This window comes from Thioalkalivibrio sp. K90mix, assembly GCF_000025545.1.
Taxonomy (GTDB): domain Bacteria; phylum Pseudomonadota; class Gammaproteobacteria; order Ectothiorhodospirales; family Ectothiorhodospiraceae; genus Thioalkalivibrio.
In genome coordinates, this window is record NC_013889.1 from 2,420,895 (window position 1) to 2,438,119 (window position 17,225).

Consider the following 17,225-nt stretch of genomic DNA (forward strand, 5'->3'; position numbering starts at 1 on the left):
GGGATGACCTGCGACTGGCGCGATCATACCTTGATGTAGATCCAGCCTTCGGCCTGACGGCGCGCGGCCTCGGCTACGCCGGAATCGATCCGTTCGGCCTGCGGGAGGATGTCCACCGTGCCACCCTCCTCGCGGGCCAGACGATCGAGGGTCTGGGTGCAGGCCGTGAAACGCAGGCTCGCATACTCCTGGCTGAGCGCCGCAACCCGCTCGGGATACGGAGCCCGGTCCGTGCGCAGGAAATCCATCGCGTTGTTGTGCACCACGACCTGCACGTTCAGCTCGCGACCATCGGCCGCCGCGTCGCGGTACATCGCCTCGATGTCGTCCAGCAGCTCGGCCATGGATTTCGGGTCGGCCTCGTTGATATGCAGCAGGATCTGGTCAGTCTCGGTCGCCGCGACGACCTGCGGCGCGGAACCATCGGCCTGATCGCTACCGGCAATCAGCGCCGTCTCGCCGGCATCACCACCGATCCAGGCGGTTGGTTCGCCACTCCCGAGGAATCCGGCATCGCGCGTAATCTCGTAACCCGCCAGGGACCCCAGCACGAGCGCCACCACCCCGGCCGCCATCGACGGGAACCAGTGGGTACGTGATGATCGGGAGATACGACAGCGTCCGCCGCCTGACTGGGCCGTGGGAAGGTCCTCGTAGGCCATGCCCACCAGCTCCTTGAGCTGGTGCATATCGCAGACCTCTCGGCTCAGGCGCTCGCTGGAGGAGATCAGCTTCAGTGTATTGAGGCGATCCTCGGGCGAGAATTCGCCATCGACGAACGCATTGAGAATCTCCTCGCTGGGGCGATCCTGCGCATTGAGACGGTGTTCAGCCATGCCGATTCCTCACTACCTGAAGATGGGGTCCATCAGCCGCTTGCCCCTGGTCGGCCTGCTGTTCCAACAGCACCTTTTTCAGTTGCGCCCGAGCCCGGCTCAGGCGGCTCATTACGGTCCCGATCGGCACATCCAGCACCTCCGAGACCTCTGCGTATGCGAACCCCTCCAGGTCCACGAGCGACACCACCTGTCGATGATCCGCGCTCAACTGCGCCATCGCACGGTGGACATCCGACACCATCCGGTTGCGTTCGGTCTGCATCTCCGGACAGTCCTCGCAGGGCAGCTCCATGCTGTCCACGTCCACCGTATCCTTCTGCCGCCGTCCCCAGTCCCGGTAGCAGTTGGTCATGATGCGGAACACCCAGGCCTTCAGGGCGCTCTCGTCCTGCAGCGATTTCAGCCGGGTCAGGGCCTTCATCATCGCTTCCTGCACCAGGTCGTCGGCCAAAGCGGCGTCGTGACACCAGGCAAAGGCCATGCGGTACATTTGCGGTCGAAGGTCACAGACCTTCTGGCGCAACCGCCTCTGTGCGAACCAGGTCGCCATGTTGTATTTCCTCCATCCGCAGGGCCGTACGTGCGGCCTTGCTTGTTCTTGTACCTTGTAGGACGCTACCCCACGCAGCGCTATTCCGGTCCAGGCCCTTCTCTTTGTGGCCTGCGTCCCGAATCCCCAGCCTCAGGATACCCAATGCCCTTCGATCCGCAACAACTGGAAGCCTCCTTTGCATTCGACCCGGAGACCACCCGTGACCTGCGCGAGCGCTGGTCGCGTCTGATCACGGATGCCGTCTGGGGCGACCTGAAGACCGGGACGATCGGGGCAGTACCCCGCCTGCGCAAGCGCCTGCTGGAGCTGGGCGAGAACCTGCGGTCGCTGTTGTCCGACCGCGCCTGGATTCCGCACGAGCGCGAACGCGTGAAGGGGGCGATGGCGGCCGCGCTCAACCTGCGCGACAGCCTGCAGCAGACCGACCGGGCGGCGAAGCTGCTGAACGGGGGCGAGGATTTCGCGGCCTTCGAGGCCGACTACCTGGCCTTTCGCAAGGCGCTACTGACCTTCCTCGAACAGCACGAACAGGTCTGGGGTGATCTCCTGGAAAGCCTCTACGACGACGCGCCGGACGAGGACTGACTTTGGGCCAGGAGATCGCCGACGAGCACTTCAACGCACAGGACTACGAGCGTTTTCGCGCCGCCCTGGGTCGCGAGACGGCGCTGCTGCACGAATGGCTGGAACAGCAGACGGATGGCCCCGAAGTCCCGCCACGACTCGGGTTCGAGATCGAGGCCTGGCTTTGCGATGCGGCCGGACGCCCCCTGCCGGTCAACCAGGGGGTCCTCGAATCGATGGACAGCCCCCTGGCCACGCTGGAACTCGCCCAGTTCAACCTCGAGCTCAACTCGTCGGTCTTCCAGGTAGGCCCCGGATGCTTTGCGGCGATCCTCTCGGAGCTGAACGAGACCCTGCGCCAGGCACGCCGCGCCGCACGCCACCATCAGGCCGAGCTGCTGATGGCCGGCACGCTCCCAACCATCCAGCCGGAGGACCTCGGCCTGCACCACATGTCGCCCCAGGCGCGCTACCGCGCACTGAACACGGCGGTGCTGGAACAACGTGCACAACGGCCGCTCAAGCTCGACATCGTCGGGCGCGAACATCTGCAGCACGCCCACCGCGACGTGATGCTGGAGGCCCTGGCCACCTCGTTCCAGGTCCACACGGAGACCCGTCCAGCAGTCGCCCACCGCGCCTACAACGCCAGCCTGGTGGCCAGCGCCCCGGTACTGGCCGCAGCCGGCAATACCCCGTTTGTGTTCGGCCATGATCTGTGGTGCGAGAGCCGCATCCCGGTGTTCGAACAATCGGTCGAGGTGGGTGGCTTTGCCGACAGCGCGCGCGGCCCGATCCGACGCGTGACCTTTGGCACGGGGTACCTGCATCACTCGATCGGCGAACTCTTTACCGAGAATCTGGAGCACTTTCCGGTGCTGTTGCCGGCCAGGCTCGATGCCCCGTCGCGGGAGCTGCGCCATCTGGCCCTGCACAACGGGACGATCTGGCGCTGGACGCGCCCCATCGTGGGCGTCGACGACCGCGGCCACCGCAACCTGCGGCTGGAGTTCCGCTGTCTGCCGGCCGGGCCCACGCTGATCGACATGCTGGCGAACACGGCGTTCGCGATGGGACTGACCGAACACCTGATCCACGGATCGCCCGACGGCACGCTGGGCACACCCTTCTCGGAGGCACGCGACAACTTCTACAATGCCGCGCGCTACGGGCTGGATGCCAGACTGCGCTGGGGACACGCGGAGCCGGAGCCGGCCCCCCGGCTGATCCGACGGCACCTCCTACCCCGAGCCGCCGCGGGACTCGAGCGTCTGGGGGTGGACCCCGCCGAGTCCAACAGCCTGCTCGGAATCATCGCGGCGCGCACCGCCACGCGGCAGACCGGGGCCCAGTGGCAACGCGACTGGGTCGAACGTCACGGCCGAGACTGGTCCGGTCTCGTACGCGCCTATCGCGGCTGGCAGAACACCGGCTCGCCGGTCCACACCTGGGGACTCTGATTCGACCCATGACCACCACACTGCCCGAACTGTACGAACTGCCCGAGGGCTTCCTCGACGCGAGCCCGCAGACCTTGCACGAATGCGTTCCCGAGCCCACCCTCATTCATCTGGAGGGGCAGCGCGCGCCTGCGCTGGCCGTCGTGTTGCTACTGCACGGCAACGAGCCGGTGGGTCTGCAGGCCGTGCAACGCCTGCTGCGTCGCTACACGGGAAGGACTCTGCCACGAGCGCTCACCCTGATGGTCGGCAACCCGCGCGCCGCCGCCGTGAGCCAGCGCCATCTCGACGAACAACCGGACTTCAACCGCATCTGGCCCGGCACCGAACAGTCGGGATCGCCGGAGGCCGAGTGCTTCGCCGAGACCTGTCGACGCCTGGAACAGCGCGGCCTGTTCGCCGCGATCGACCTGCACAACAACACCGGGCGCAACCCGCACTACGCCTGCATCAACCACCTGGAGCCGGCATTCATGAACCTCGCGGCACTGTTCGGCCGCACAGTGGTGTACTTCACACGCCCGCGCGGCGTGGCCTCGATGGCCCTCGCGCGCATCGCCCCTTCGGTCACGCTGGAGTGCGGCCCGCCGAATGACGAGGCGGGTATCCAGCATGCCTTCGAGATGCTGGACGCGGTACTGCACCTGGATCACTTTCCGGAACACCCGCCGCGCAGCGGCGACATCGACATCTTCCACACCGTGGCGCAGGTACGCGTGCGGCCGGGGCTGCAGGCGGGGCTGGATGCACAGCACGACGTCCGGCTCGAACCCGATCTGGACCGCCTGAACTTCCAGCTGCTGCCGGCGCACTCGACACTGGTCCACATCCGCCCGGAGGTGGACAGCCCTCTGGTCGCCATCGCCGAGGACGGACGCGAGGTCACCGAGGAGTATCTGGAGACGCGTGGCGACGAGATCCGGCTCAAGCGCGCAGCAATGCCGTCGATGCTGACCCTGGACTCAAGGGTGATCGCTCAGGACTGCCTGTGCTACCTGATGGAACCGCTGGCCCTGCCCTGAGGCCGCGATGGCTGCCGGCCCCGAGCATGGAACCGGCAGCCGAGGCGCTACTTCTTGCTGCTGGCGCGGATCGCACGCAGGAAAGCGTTCGCTCGACGGGCGCCGAGCCAGACAAAAGACGAGCGGCACGGAGGACGCACCGCTCGAGAAATATCAGTCGTCGCGCTCGACGCGTTCCAGCACCTGCTGGACGTGGTCACCCTTGCGGTAGTTGGGGAGATCGCGCTGCATATCGGCCAGCGTCTTCTCGCGCTCCTGCTCACTGTCGTACCAGCGATAGGATTCCCAGTCCGGCCCCAGCAGGTGCGGCATGGACATGGTGCTGCCTTCCGGCAGGCGGATGCGGATTCCGTAACGTTTCATGGAGTTCGTCCGAGGTTGGTCCCAACGAGCCGGGCCGGCCGGGGCGCAGTCTAGCCGACCCCCGAATGACCAGCAACAAACGCACACATAGGCCCAGAACAGAAAAGGGGCTGCACAGGCAGCCCCTTTCGGGAAAACAGTGGTGGCTACGCCCTGATTCGAACAGGGGACCCCATCATTATGAGTGATGTGCTCTAACCAGCTGAGCTACGTAGCCACGCGGGCTGCGAATTCTCCGGAGCTGCCCGCCCAAAGTCAAGTTGGTGCGGGAGCGGGTCAGATCTGCAGACGCTCGACGACCCGTCCGTTCTTCAGGTGCTCCTCGAGGATTTCGTCGATATCGCGCTCGTCGTGGTAGGTGTACCAGACACCCTCGGGATAGACGACCGCGACCGGGCCCTCGTTGCAACGGTCCAGGCAGCCGGCGGTATTGACCCGCACCTGCCCCTTGCCGTGGATCCCCATGGCCTTGGCGCGATCCTTCGCATAGGCGCGCATCTCCGTCGCCCCGTGGTCCTCACAGCAGTTACCGTCTTCGCGACAATTGGTACAAAAGAAGATGTGGCGCTCGTAGTAGCCCATCACACTCTCCGGTTTGGCAGGCCGCATGATACGTCATCGGGCGGCGGGTCGATCCCTCAGTGGAAACGGTAGACCAGGCTGACGTCGGTAATCGTGTCGGTGTTCTCGGTGCCCGGTTCGACATCGGTGTTGTGCTTGACCGTGAAGCTGGTGCGCAATGCGAGCCGGCTGGTCATGTCCGCGGTGAGCGAGAGGATGTTTTCGATCTCGGTGTTGTCCGAGCCGTGGAGGATCAGCAGTTCGTCGGTCAGGCGCGCATTTTCGGAAAAGTCCCAGCGGAAGTTACCGGCCAGGCGGGCCACCGGTTCGCGGTCTCGGTCGCCCTCGGCGCGCTCGCGGTACTGGCGCATACCACCACCGATTTCGGCATCCAGCTTAACCCTCTCGAAATCCACCAGGCGGCGGCCATAACCGGTGGTCAGTGAGCCTTGATATACATAACTGCTAAACCGGTCACGCTCGTAGCGCGCCGCCCCGAACAGATAGTCATGCTCGCCCAGCTTGCGATCCAGCTGGTAGCCGCCGACATAACGCTCGCCCGTCGTGTTGTCGTCTTCCTCGTGGTAGTGCCCGTCCAGCCGCAGGCGGTTACGCCATTCCTCGCTCGTGTGCTGAGAGCGGAAGCGGGCGTTGGCCGTGGTGGACTCCGTATTTCCGGTGGTTTTGGAGGCCCCCAGCTCGATGCTGGTTTCCCAGCCCTCGGCATCCCAGGCGACAGCGGGCAGGGCTGGTATGCTCACCAGCATGAACAGTGCAAGCGAGGAACGAAGAGGGCGAGACGAGCGCAGCATGGAAGACCCCTCGGGGCAAAGTGACCGGGACGAAACCCTAGCAAAGCCCCTCGGCGCTTCGGACCAACCGCCCCGATTTCAGGGTCTTTCCGCAGCCGACCAGTGCGTGCACTGCGGGCTCTGCCTGCCGCACTGCCCGACATATGCCTGGCACCAGGTGGAGGGCGACTCGCCGCGTGGCCGTCTGACCCTGATGCAGGGGCTGGCACAGGGTCGCCTGGAGCCGCAGTCATCTCGCCTGCGCGAACATCTGGAGGGTTGTCTGGGCTGTCGCAGCTGCGAGTCCGTCTGTCCGGCACGGGTGCCATTCGGCGCACTGATGGATCGTGCCCGCGAGGTGCTCGCGGAGCATCCGCCAGCCCCCCGCTCGACCACCGCTGGCTTGCGCCAGACCCTGCAGACCACCGCGTTGCGCCACGGTGCGCTGCGCGGGCTCGGCGGCATGGCGGCCCGTGCCGCCCGCAAGACCGGCATCCAGCGCTGGCTGCGCCCCGGACAACCGTTGTGGCGCACCCTCGACCATACGCGTGCCTCGCTGGCACCGGCGCCGCGACTGTCGGACACGGTGGCTCCGGACCACGCCGATGCCCTGCTGTTTACCGGGTGCATGGATCGTTTCTTTACCGGCCCGGACCTGGAGGCGGCGCTGACCGTACTAAACGGCCTGGGCTTCCGGGTCGCAGTACCACGCGGGCAGGTCTGCTGCGGGGCACTCGATCAGCACGCCGGGCGCCCGAGTGCCGCCCACGCCCTGCAGGACCGGAATCAGGAAGCTCTGAGCGGCACGGTCCCGGTGATCGCCCTGGACAGTGGCTGCGAGGCCACGCTGCGCGAGATTCCCGAGGGCAGTCTTGGCCGCCGCAGTGTCAGCCTGACCCGGTTTCTGAACGAACACCTGTCCGCCGAACCCGCCGCCCCCGCCTGGATCGACACCCCCGTGCGGGTCGCGCTGCATCTGCCCTGTACCCTGCGCAATGTGACACGCGAGGCACAAGAGTTGACGGCGTCCCTGCAACGACTGCCCGGCGTCACCCTCGCCGCCGTGGCCGACGCCCCGAACTGCTGTGGCGCGGGCGGCACTGCGATGCTCACGCTGCCGGAGATGGCCGACGGGCTGGGTGCAGCCACCCTGGATGCGCTGACCGCCGATGTCCCGGACGTGATCGTGAGCGCAAACGTTGGCTGCAGCGTCCACCTGCGCGCCCTGGCGGAAGACCGCGGGGCACCACAAATCCTCTCGCCGGCGCGCTTTCTCGCCAGCCGGATGGGCCCCAGCGCCTCCCGGACCTGACGACCGCAGCGGCTTGCGTTACGCTTGAACCATTCCCAGCGAAACGGGCACCACAATGCGCAAACTCAGCCCCCTGGATCACCTGATCGGTCAGGCCGATGCCTTCATCAAGGTGGTGGCCGGCCATGCCCGCTCCACCGGACGTCCGTCACCCGGGGGTGACGACTGGCCGCATCTGGAGGAAGAGGACCGCCGGCTCTCGACCCGTCTGATGCGGGTCAACCACGCCGGCGAGGTCGCCGCCCAGGGGCTGTACCAGGGGCAGATGCTCACTGCACGCAACCCCAAGATCCGCGCACACCTGGACCAGGCCTCGCGCGAGGAAGGCGACCACCTGCACTGGTGCGCCCAGCGCGTGCACGAGCTGGGTGGCCACACCAGCCTGCTGGGGCCGTTCTGGTATATCGGTTCGTTCAGCCTGGGGGCCGCGGCGGGGCTGACGGGGGATGCCTACAGCCTGGGCTTTATCGACGAGACCGAGCGCCAGGTGGAACGCCATCTGGACCGTCATCTGGAGCGCCTGCCGAAGAGCGACGAGACCTCCGCGCGGATCCTGCAACAGATGAAGCAGGACGAGGTGGAACACGGTGCGCATGCCATGGCACTGGGCGGCAAGCCGCCGCCCTGGCCCGTGCGCAATGTGCTGATGCCGCTGACCTCGAGCGTGATGACCCGCACCGCCTACTGGATCTGACCGCTCCCGGCCGCGCGTTCGCTTATTCGTCGTTCGGGATGTCGCAGCGGTTGGGCAGATCGAAGTGTTCGATCCCCTCGAGGATGCCGCGCGCATAGGTGGCGTCGGCAAAGTAGATGCGCTGGAACCCGCGCAGCCCCTCGAGCTCCGGCTGGTGATTGCCGACCACAACGCCCAGCAGACGCCCGCGCAGCATGTCCTCGTCATTGCCGGAGTCCCCGGCCACCAGCACATGCTCCAGCGGGATGCCCCACTTGTCGGACAGGTAGCGCACTGCGAGCCCCTTGGAGGCCCGTACCGGCAGCAGGTCCAGATAACGTTTGTGAGAGTAGATCACGCGGGCGTGCAGGTCCTCGCGGTACAGGCGGGTCTCGATGCTCTCGGCATCCAGCTCCCCGGGCGGATCGACAAAGAAGCTGACCTTGAAAGCGCGCTGATCTTCCTTCGGCTGTAACTCCAGGCCAGTCACCTTCAGCAGGCACTCGCGCAGGCGATCCGGTTCCCAGCGATGGCTGATATGCCGTGACCAGCCGCGGTCCTCGGTGCGCTCCGCGCCGTAGTGAATCTCGCTGCCTACCGAGGTAATCCAGACATCCGGGGCGGGCACACCGTGCTCTTTGAGCACCGCTGCGGCCGAGTCCAGCCGGCGACCGGTCGCCACACCAAACACCACCTGCTTGCGATGGCGCTTGAGCCAGGCGACAAAGGCCCGCGTGGCCTTATCATCGCCCAGTAGGGTGTTGTCGATATCCGTGATCACCGCGCGATCGGCCTTGGCCAGACGCCCGGAGGTGGAATGCTGCTCGCGCCGCGTCTGACGCACTTCCTTGCTGAGCGCCTTGACCAGCTTTATGTATTTCTCGGCATGCCCGTCCCAGGAGTAATGCTGACGCACACCCTTCAGACCCGCGCGCGAATAGCGCTGCCAGCGCGGACGGTCCGCGAGCATGCCCTGGATGGCATCGGCGATGCCCTCCGGGTCCAGCGGGTCGACCAGCAGTCCGTTGTGACAGCGCGAGATAATCTCCTCGGGCCCCCCATCGTTGGTGGCAACGATCGGCGCCCCACTGGCAGCCGCCTCAATCAACGTCAGGCCAAACGGCTCGGTCAGCGCCGGGTTGACGAACACCCCCTTGCTGGCGGCGACCAGACGGTAGAGGTCGGGTACATCCTCCGAATCATGGTGTTTCGGGTAGGCCACCCGGCCGTACAGGTCGTGGCGGTCGATACGCAGCAGGAGATCGGTCATGACATCGCGTGCGCCCTTGTCGAGGTCGCGGATGTCGTCGCGATTGCCGGCCACGATTAGCAGGTTGGCGTGCTCTTGCAGCCACTCGTTGCCGGCATAGGCCTCGACCAGCGCGCGGATGTTCTTGCGCTCGTCGGCGCGTGACAGCGCCATGATCAGTGGGCGTTCGGGCTTTTGCAGAAAACGCCGGATCTCGGGCCAGATCGGCGGCTTGCGCTGGCCGCGCTTGGGCGGATGGAAACGCTCGAGATCGGTTCCGGGCGGGATCACCTCCATGCGCTCGGGCTGGTAGTTGTCGTAGGTGGCGTACTGCTCGCCGATCTCCTGACGCGTGCTGGCGATCACCCGGTGGGCATGGGCCAGGGCCTCTTCCTCGGCGTGGATCCGGGTGGCGATGTTGTAGCGCGATTCGATGTCGTCGTCGGACATCCCGCTCTCGCGCAGGCGTTCGCGCTTGACTCGACCCAGGGAATGGCCGGTCTGTAGCATCGGCGCGCCCAGCAGATTGGACAGGCGCACCGCGACGTGCCCGGCATCGGCGTAGTGGCCATGGATCACGTCCGGACGCAGCCCGATCTCGCGGATATGCCCCAGGGCGTTGTCGGCGAAGCAGTCGAGGTACGGCCAGAGCTTCTCCTTGCGCAGGTAACGCTTGGGCCCACAGTCCAGGCGCACAATATGCGCGCCATCGCCCAGAGGTTCCTCGCGCTGGGCATAGTCGTCGGAGACTCGGCTGTCGACAATGCGCCGCGTCAGCAGGTCTACCCGCCCTACCTGTGGGTGTCGCGCCAGGGCGCGCGCCAGCTCAACCACATACAGCGTCTGTCCGCCGGTATCGGCGTCACGTCCCAGCTCCAGACCCCCTCCCCGGATCAGTCCGTGGACACTGATCAGTACGAGGTACAGGCCCTCGCCGTCACGGGCCTTGCTCTGGGTCTTTTTCATCGACGCGGATGCCTCATCGCAATTCGGGTTCAGGGCTGTCGAACAGGCTCATGGTCTCGGGGTTGTCGAGCAGCGCCTGCGAGACCAGCACAGCGGTGGCCGACCAGGTCTGCTGATAGTTTGCGCGGCGGCCGATCAGGCGACCGTGACGGCCGTCGTAGTATTCCGGCCAGTCGTCGCGGTGCAGCCGTTCGGCCGCGACCGCATGTACGCTGCGTGCGAGGTCCGGCCGCCCGACCCGCAACGCGGCACCGGTAAACGCCCACAGCAGGGCCGGCCAGTTGCCGCCATTGTGATACGACCACGGGGTATTCTTGGGGTCAGAGCCGGTCAGCAGTCGCCACTCCTCGCCGCTCATCGCCGGGTAACAGATCTTCACCGGCATGGTGCCGATCAGGTCTTCGAAGCGCTGCTCGAAGGTCTGCATGATGGAACGCGACTCCTGCTCGTCGGCCAGCCCGAACAACACTGCCAGCAGATTACCGAAGCTGAAGAAACGAAAGTCCATGCGCCCCGGCCCGAGGTTGCCGACGAGATACCCGCTCTCCGAGGGCAGCCAGTCCACCAGCCAGTCGGGGATGCTCTCGGGGTAGATGTTCAGCGCGTTCTCCGACTCGTGGCCGAAGTGCTCGGTGCGGTAGCGATGGATGTCGTTCAGACGTTCCAGATCCAGCCAGTAGTAACGGCGGATGTAGTCGGACAGCTGCCGGGTACGGATCGCGGACTGTTCGCAGAGCTGCTCGGAGTCGGTGTCGCAGGGTTCGAGCATCGCCAGCGAGGCCTTCAGCATCCCGTAGAACAGCGCCTGGATCTCCAGCGGATGGCCGAACACGCCCATCCGGCGATCGATCATGAAGCTGCCATCCGGCACCAGCAGGGTCGGAAACACCTCGAAGCGATCCTGCAGACAGATGCTGAGGATCAACCGGATGCCGCGTTGCACATCCGGGCTCTTAATAAAGTCGTGGTCCCCGGTGCGGTTCTGGTAGGCACGTGCGAGCAGCACCCACCACATCATCGAGTCCACCGGGGCCACGCGACCGATCGCGCGATCCCCAAAATCGGCCGCCAACCCCTCACGACCGTTCTCGTCGGTGAATACCCGGAAACTGGCCGGCATCACCCGTGGCAGGCGGCGGTGGCCCTCGATCTCTTCCTGGGTGTCACGGATCTGCAAGATTAGCGACAGGAAGTTGCGCACCACTTCGGGCTCGTCGTGCAACAGATACACGAGCCCCGAGGGCACAAAGTCGCGGATAAAACAGTCGGCGTAGTTCTCCGCTGGCGCACGCGTATCCAGGCTGGCCACGGTGCCCACGATGCGCCCTTCGTAGCGCACCTCGGCATCACGCAGCAGCTGGAACGCCGCTTCCAGGGTCGGGTTGCGGGCATCGGGCGGGAGTTGGTTCATGCCCTTGAGTCTATGGAATCACGTGCGCTTGTGCACGCACCCCGGGCGCTTGCAGCACCACCATAAACTTCATAATACTTGCATCATTAAAAAGAAAGTGATTAATTACTTGCATGAAGCGGAAGTCTGGCGAAGAACGACGCGAAGAGATCGTTCAGGCATTGCTCGACCTGACAGCCGAGCACGGGGCGCGAGACGTCTCCACTCAGGCCATTGCTGATCGGGTGGGGATCGCCCAGCCCACGATCTTCCGGCATTTTCCGACCCGCGACGCAATCTTCCGCGCGGCACTGGATTCCATCGGCCGCAAGCTCTTGGACGTGCTCACACCGATACTGTCTGGACGAGGGTCGGCAGACGTCCGCCTGCGCAAACTCCTGACCCGGCAATTACGGTTCATCAGTCGTCGCAAGGGTCTTCCTCGCCTGATCTTCTCGGAACGTCTGCACCAAGAAGACCCCGCGTTGAAAGCCGTGGTCCGGGACATTATCGACCGCTACACCTCGCGGCTGGAGGAACTGCTCCGGGAAGGGGTCACCCAGGGAAGCTTTCGCGGGGATCTCGAACCGGCTGAAACCGCCCGTCTTATCGTGGCAATGATCCAGGGCCTGGTCATGCGCTGGTCGCTCTCCGACTTCGAGTTTCCGCTTGACCAGCAAGGCGACGTGCTTTGGCGCCTGCTGGAGCCTGCATTGCAAGCACCGCAGGGCCAGCCAGCTCAGGCACCCGGCCCGCACTCGAACACATCCGACTAACCCGAGGAGACTGGATATGTCCTTCCCCCGAGCCACAAGCCGTGCCGCCCTGGTCGTCGCCGTTCTCGCCATGCCCCTGGCCAGCACTGCGGCAGCCGAGACCTTTCAGTCCGTGATGCAGGGGCTCGCGGACGACATGAACCGGGTGCAATCTGCGCTGTTCGTCGAGGACTTCGCTACCGTCACCGAGGCGGCCGAGGCGATCGCGGACCATCCGAAACCCTCGCTCGGCGAGCGGCGACGTGTCCTGTCGGCAGTCGGGTCGCGAGTCAGCGAGTTTCGTGCGCTGGATCAGCAGGTGCACGACACCGCCGAAGGGCTTGCCAACGCGGCGCGGGACCAGGATCTGGACCAGTCCATCCGCTACCACGCCAGGCTCGTGAATGCCTGCATCGCCTGCCACAGTGCATTCCGCGACGACGTAGTCAGCGCCCTGTCGCCGGAAAATGCGCCGGAACGCTGAGTACAACATGAATGCCTCCCGCACCCCATCCAGTCGCCGTAGCCTTCGGCGGGCCCTGGGCCTCCTCGCATTGGCCGGGGTGGTGATCGTGACGACCTGGAGCGCGACGGACCGGCTGTCGGAAAGGTTCTCTCCCGAGGCCGCGCGCGCCGTACCACCCCCGGCCGTCACCACGATCTCCGCGGAACCCACGCGGGCCACGTTCTATAGCCCTGTGTATCGGGGCAGCATTGAGACCCACGACGAGACGACCATCTCGGCCCGGATCACCGCCCAGGTACTGGAAAGCCCCCTGAACGCCGGCGACCGGGTCGGGGAAGGTGAAGTCCTGGTGCGCATGGATACCGACGAGACGCGCCTGGAGGTCCGCCAGAGAGAGGCCGCGGACCAGCGCCTGGATGGAGAACGCGCCACCGCCCAGCGCAACCTCGATCGCCAACAGGACCTCTTTGCCCGGGATCTGATCCCGGAAAGTGAACTCGACGACGCTCGCCAGCGCGTCGCCACACTGGAAGCCCAGCTCCGCGAAAACCGGTCCGCACTGGAACTGGCGCGCAAACGACTCGAATACACAACGGAACGGGCACCCTTCACCGCCCAGGTGCGACACACCCATGTCCGCCCCGGCGACCTGGCCGTTTCGGGCCAGCCCCTGATCGAACTGGTCGGCCTTGAGGGTCTCCATGCGGTCCTGCGCGTGCCGGAGCGCGACATCCTGCTGCTCGAACCCGGCCTGGACGTCGAGCTGACCATCCCCGCCCTGGAACATACCGTGACGACCCGGCTCGATCGGGTCCATCCCACACTGGACATCAGCCGGCGCAGCGGGAGCTTCGAGACGCGCCTGATCGACCCACCGGAGGCGCTGCGCCCCGGCATGGCGGCACAGGCACGGGTCGTCCTGGAATACCTGGACCCGGTCATCCGGGTACCGGCTCACGCCGTCTGGGGCGACGTCGACAACCAGTGGATCTATCGGCTGGAAGACGGCCGCGCATACCGCACGGAGGTGGTGACACGGTCCTTGCCAAATGGAGAACGGGCGATTCTCGAAGGGATCGAGCCGGGTGACCGCATCATCGTGACGCCGGATCGCCGGATCCGGGACGGGATGCCCGTGCACGCCGTGGACGACAGCCCCCGATGACCTGGGTCGAGGGCCTCCTGCGGTACCGGCACACGGTGCTGGCCCTTCTGGCTGCCGCTCTGATCCTGGGCTTGCAGGCGCGCTTCGACTTGCCCGTCCAGCTCTTTCCCGACACCGACCCGCCGACGGTCACGGTCATCACGGAATACCCCGGCATGGCGGCCCTGGATGTCGATCGCGAACTCACACGCCTGCTGGAGGAGGAGTTTGCCAGCCTCGACGGCGTCACCCGGATCAGCTCCTCCAGCCAGACCGGCCTGTCCGTGGCACGGGTGGAATTCGACTACGGCATCACCAGCGCCCTTGCCGCCGTGGACGTCCAGAACGCCGTCGGACGGTTGCGCCCGGACCTGCCCGCCACCATCGAAGAACCGCAGATCCTGGAGTTCTCCACCGCCGACAAGCCAATCATCACCATCGCCCTGACCAGTGACACCCTGGCGCTCGACGCGATCCGCGAACAGGCCGACAACGCGATACGGGAACGGCTCGAATGGATCCCCGGCGTCGCCGCGATCGACGTGGTCGGCGGGCACAAGAGGGAACTGCATGTTGCGCTCGATCCCGAGCGCACCGAGGCCCTCGGGATCGACATGCCCCAGGTACTGGAGGCCCTCGACGACTGGAATCTCATGGCGCCGGGCGGTCGTGTCCGCATCGGTGAACTCGAAAGTGTGGTGCGGTTCGATGCGCCGCTGCGAAGCGAGGCCGATGCACGCGAGATCATCCTCGTCGCGGACGGCGATACGCGTGTGCGCCTGGGCGATATCGCCCGAGTCCGCCTGGAGCCCGGCGAGCCCCGCTCGGCCTACCGTCATGACGGCCAGGCAGCGATCGCCGTGCAAGTGCTGCGGCGGGACGATGCCAACACGGTGGAGGTGGCCGCGCGGGTGCGCGAGGCGCTGGAACCCCTGCGCGATGCCGCGCCCGAGCTGAATATCGTCGTCGCCGACGATGATTCGGTGTTCACCGAGAAGGTGATCGCCGACATGACGCAGACCGTGATGATCGCCATCGCCCTGACGATGGTGATCGTCCTGCTGTTTCTCGCTGATCTGCGTCAGGCCGGGATCATCGCCCTCTCCATTCCGGCGGCGTTCCTGGTGACCTTCGGCTTAATGCAACTGGCCGGTCTGGATCTGAACATGGTCACCATGTCGGCGCTGATCCTGGCGATCGGCCTGCTGGTCGACGACGGCATCGTGATCCTCGAGAACATCCACCGTCACCTGGACGAAGAGGGCCAGCCGCCGCGCCAGGCCGCCATCCAGGGGGTCGGCGAGGTCTTCGGCGCCAAGCTGGGCGGCACACTGACCACCCTCGGCGTACTGCTGCCTCTCACGTTCATGGGCGGCTTTGTCGGCGAGCTGTTCCGGCCCCTCGCGCTGACCCTGGCGTTCGCCTTGAGCGCCTCGTTCGTGATGGCCGTCACCCTGATCCCTCTGCTGGCCACCTACTGGCTGCGACCCGCCACCTCGACCGCCACCCCGCGCTGGCGGGAGACCCTGGAGGCACCGGCGCGCGGCGTCCGTCACCTCTATCTGGACGTGCTGGCCCTGGCGCTAAAGCGTCCGCTGGCGACGCTGGTGGTGGCCGTCATGCTGCTGGCCCTCAGCCTGGGCATGCTCCGCATGACCGGGAGCGAGATGCTGCCGCGTTTCGACTCGGGCAGTTTCCAGGTTCTGGTCGACATGGCGCCGGGCACCCGTCTCGACACCACCCTGGCAACCCTGGAACCCGTCGAGCGGTATCTGGCCGAACACGAATACGTCGTGGATGTCAGCAGCCAGTTCGGCCACGAAGCCGGCGCCCGTTCGATGGGCGACCGCGGCGCCATGGGCGTCAATCAGGCCGAGATCACGGTAACGCTGGTGCCGCGGACGCAACGTTCTCTCACACAGTGGGAGATCATGGACGACGTGCGCCAGCGCCTGGAGACCACCCCGGGCGTGACCCTGGCCGTACCCCGGGAACTCGGCGGCACCGCGCGCTCGTCAACCGCCGCCCCGATCATCGCCCGGATCAGTGGCGAGCAGGCGCAAACCCTGGACCACACGGCGAGCGACCTGCTGGGCCACCTTTCGGGCATCCCCGGCATCACCGACCTGTACAAGGACTGGGCCCTCGACACCCCCGAGGTGCGGGTCCGGGTCGACCATGACCGGGCAGCCGAACTCGGGCTCACCGGGGCCGGGCTCGCCCGTGCGGTTCACCAGGCCATGGACGGCGCCGTGGCCACACGCTTCCGCCAGCCGCCGAAGCGGGACCTGGACGTGGTCGTGCGCTACCAGGCCTCCGACCGCCGCTATCCGGAAGACCTGGAGGGCATCCTGCTGCCCACCCGCGAAGGACCGGTCGCCCTGAGCGAGGTCGCAAGCCTTGAACATACCCTCGGCCCGCGCATTGTCACGCGGGAAAACGGCCAGCGGACCCTGGACATCCTCGGCTTCCATCTGGGACGCCCGCTGTCCGAGGTAGTGGCCGACGTGCAGCAGCGCCTGGACACGTTCGCCGCCCCGGATGGCTATCCGGCGACGCTGGCCGGCGAGCAGGCGGACTTCGACGAGGCCCGTGACCACATGATGCGCGCGCTGCTGCTGGCCGCCCTGGCCGTCTACCTCCTGCTGGTCGTGCAGTTCCGCAGCTTCGCCCACCCGGTGATCATCATGACTGCCATTCCGTTGCAGTTCATCGGCGTAGTCGCCGCACTGCTGATCGCCGGGAAGTACGTCTCCATGCCGGCGCTGCTCGGGATCATCCTGCTGATCGGCATCGTGGTAAACAACAGCATCATCCTGCTCGACCTGGCCCGGCGCCGACTGGCCGAGGGCCGCGACATTTACGCCGCCGTGACCGAGGCGGTGGAAACCCGCATGCGCCCCATCATGATGACCGCCCTGTCCACAATCGCCGGCATGCTGCCGCTGGCCCTGGAGATGGCCGTCGGGGCCGAACGTTTCTCGCCGATTGCCACGGTCATCATCGGCGGCATCCTGGCCGCGACCGTTCTGACGCTGGTGGTGATCCCGGCCCTGTTCGTGCTTTTACACCGAGTCGGACCCACACCCACGAGCACCAAGGGATAGAACGGATGCG

General features: G+C 66.1%; 16 protein-coding genes and 1 tRNA gene. 9 read left to right on the forward strand and 8 right to left on the reverse strand.

Annotation, left to right across the window (positions count from 1 at the left end):
- Positions 1-23 precede the first annotated feature (23 nt).
- Both TK90_RS11560 and TK90_RS11565 read right to left on the reverse strand, forming a co-directional pair.
- Positions 24-836, reverse strand: coding sequence for a hypothetical protein (locus tag TK90_RS11560; protein WP_012983664.1), 813 nt, complete (start codon positions 834-836; stop codon positions 24-26).
- Complete coding sequence (locus TK90_RS11565) at positions 829-1,389, reverse strand: RNA polymerase sigma factor (protein ID WP_012983665.1); 561 nt, start codon at positions 1,387-1,389, stop codon at positions 829-831. Before TK90_RS11565 ends, TK90_RS11560 begins: the two co-directional genes overlap by 8 nt.
- 144 nt (positions 1,390-1,533) lie before the next feature.
- Between TK90_RS11565 and TK90_RS11570 the strand changes: the two genes are divergently transcribed.
- From TK90_RS11570 to TK90_RS11580, 3 genes are read left to right on the forward strand one after another with little or no spacing between them, the layout of a single operon-like run.
- Positions 1,534-1,977 carry a hypothetical protein gene (locus tag TK90_RS11570; protein WP_012983666.1) on the forward strand — a complete coding sequence of 148 codons (444 nt, stop codon included), beginning with the start codon at positions 1,534-1,536 and terminating at the stop codon, positions 1,975-1,977.
- A 2-nt stretch (positions 1,978-1,979) separates the two neighbouring features.
- Positions 1,980-3,416, forward strand: coding sequence for a hypothetical protein (locus TK90_RS11575; RefSeq protein ID WP_012983667.1), 1,437 nt, complete (start codon positions 1,980-1,982; stop codon positions 3,414-3,416).
- A gap of 8 nt (positions 3,417-3,424) precedes the next feature.
- On the forward strand, positions 3,425-4,438 hold the full coding sequence (locus TK90_RS11580; RefSeq protein WP_012983668.1) for a M14 family metallopeptidase: 1,014 nt from the start codon (positions 3,425-3,427) through the stop codon (positions 4,436-4,438).
- A 153-nt stretch (positions 4,439-4,591) separates the two neighbouring features.
- Here the strand turns inward: TK90_RS11580 and TK90_RS11585 are convergent, their stop codons facing one another.
- From TK90_RS11585 to TK90_RS11600, 4 genes are all read right to left on the reverse strand, one after another.
- Entirely contained in the window at positions 4,592-4,801 is a 210-nt protein-coding gene (locus tag TK90_RS11585; protein WP_012983669.1) for a hypothetical protein, read from the reverse strand.
- Between the two features lie 140 nt (positions 4,802-4,941).
- Positions 4,942-5,018 (reverse strand) — tRNA-Met (locus TK90_RS11590).
- 59 nt (positions 5,019-5,077) lie between these two features.
- On the reverse strand, positions 5,078-5,383 hold the full coding sequence (locus TK90_RS11595) for a ferredoxin (RefSeq protein ID WP_012983670.1): 306 nt from the start codon (positions 5,381-5,383) through the stop codon (positions 5,078-5,080).
- Positions 5,384-5,439: 56 nt separating this feature from the next.
- Entirely contained in the window at positions 5,440-6,174 is a 735-nt protein-coding gene (locus TK90_RS11600; RefSeq protein WP_012983671.1) for a YdiY family protein, read from the reverse strand.
- A 106-nt stretch (positions 6,175-6,280) separates the two neighbouring features.
- Between TK90_RS11600 and TK90_RS11605 the strand changes: the two genes are divergently transcribed.
- Both TK90_RS11605 and coq7 read left to right on the forward strand, forming a co-directional pair.
- Entirely contained in the window at positions 6,281-7,465 is a 1,185-nt protein-coding gene (locus TK90_RS11605; RefSeq protein WP_083767906.1) for a (Fe-S)-binding protein, read from the forward strand.
- Between the two features lie 55 nt (positions 7,466-7,520).
- Complete coding sequence (gene coq7, locus TK90_RS11610; RefSeq protein ID WP_012983673.1) at positions 7,521-8,159, forward strand: 2-polyprenyl-3-methyl-6-methoxy-1,4-benzoquinone monooxygenase; 639 nt, start codon at positions 7,521-7,523, stop codon at positions 8,157-8,159.
- A 22-nt stretch (positions 8,160-8,181) separates the two neighbouring features.
- Here coq7 and TK90_RS11615 read toward each other — a convergent pair whose 3' ends face one another.
- Together TK90_RS11615 and TK90_RS11620 are read right to left on the reverse strand one after the other, a co-directional pair.
- A complete protein-coding gene (locus TK90_RS11615; RefSeq protein ID WP_012983674.1) occupies positions 8,182-10,353 on the reverse strand; it encodes an HAD-IIB family hydrolase in 2,172 nt (723 codons plus the stop codon).
- A 13-nt stretch (positions 10,354-10,366) separates the two neighbouring features.
- Entirely contained in the window at positions 10,367-11,764 is a 1,398-nt protein-coding gene (locus TK90_RS11620) for a glycoside hydrolase 100 family protein (RefSeq protein ID WP_012983675.1), read from the reverse strand.
- A 113-nt stretch (positions 11,765-11,877) separates the two neighbouring features.
- On the opposite strand from TK90_RS11620, the gene TK90_RS11625 reads away from it, so the two are divergent.
- The 4 genes from TK90_RS11625 to TK90_RS11640 are packed head-to-tail and all read left to right on the forward strand — an operon-like array spanning position 11,878 to position 17,215.
- A complete protein-coding gene (locus tag TK90_RS11625; RefSeq protein WP_012983676.1) occupies positions 11,878-12,519 on the forward strand; it encodes a TetR/AcrR family transcriptional regulator in 642 nt (213 codons plus the stop codon).
- Positions 12,520-12,535: 16 nt separating this feature from the next.
- On the forward strand, positions 12,536-12,982 hold the full coding sequence (locus tag TK90_RS11630; protein ID WP_012983677.1) for a cytochrome c: 447 nt from the start codon (positions 12,536-12,538) through the stop codon (positions 12,980-12,982).
- 7 nt (positions 12,983-12,989) lie between these two features.
- On the forward strand, positions 12,990-14,129 hold the full coding sequence (locus TK90_RS11635) for an efflux RND transporter periplasmic adaptor subunit (RefSeq protein ID WP_012983678.1): 1,140 nt from the start codon (positions 12,990-12,992) through the stop codon (positions 14,127-14,129).
- Complete coding sequence (locus TK90_RS11640; RefSeq protein WP_012983679.1) at positions 14,126-17,215, forward strand: efflux RND transporter permease subunit; 3,090 nt, start codon at positions 14,126-14,128, stop codon at positions 17,213-17,215. Before TK90_RS11635 ends, TK90_RS11640 begins: the two co-directional genes overlap by 4 nt.
- The last annotated feature ends 10 nt before the right edge of the window (positions 17,216-17,225 follow it).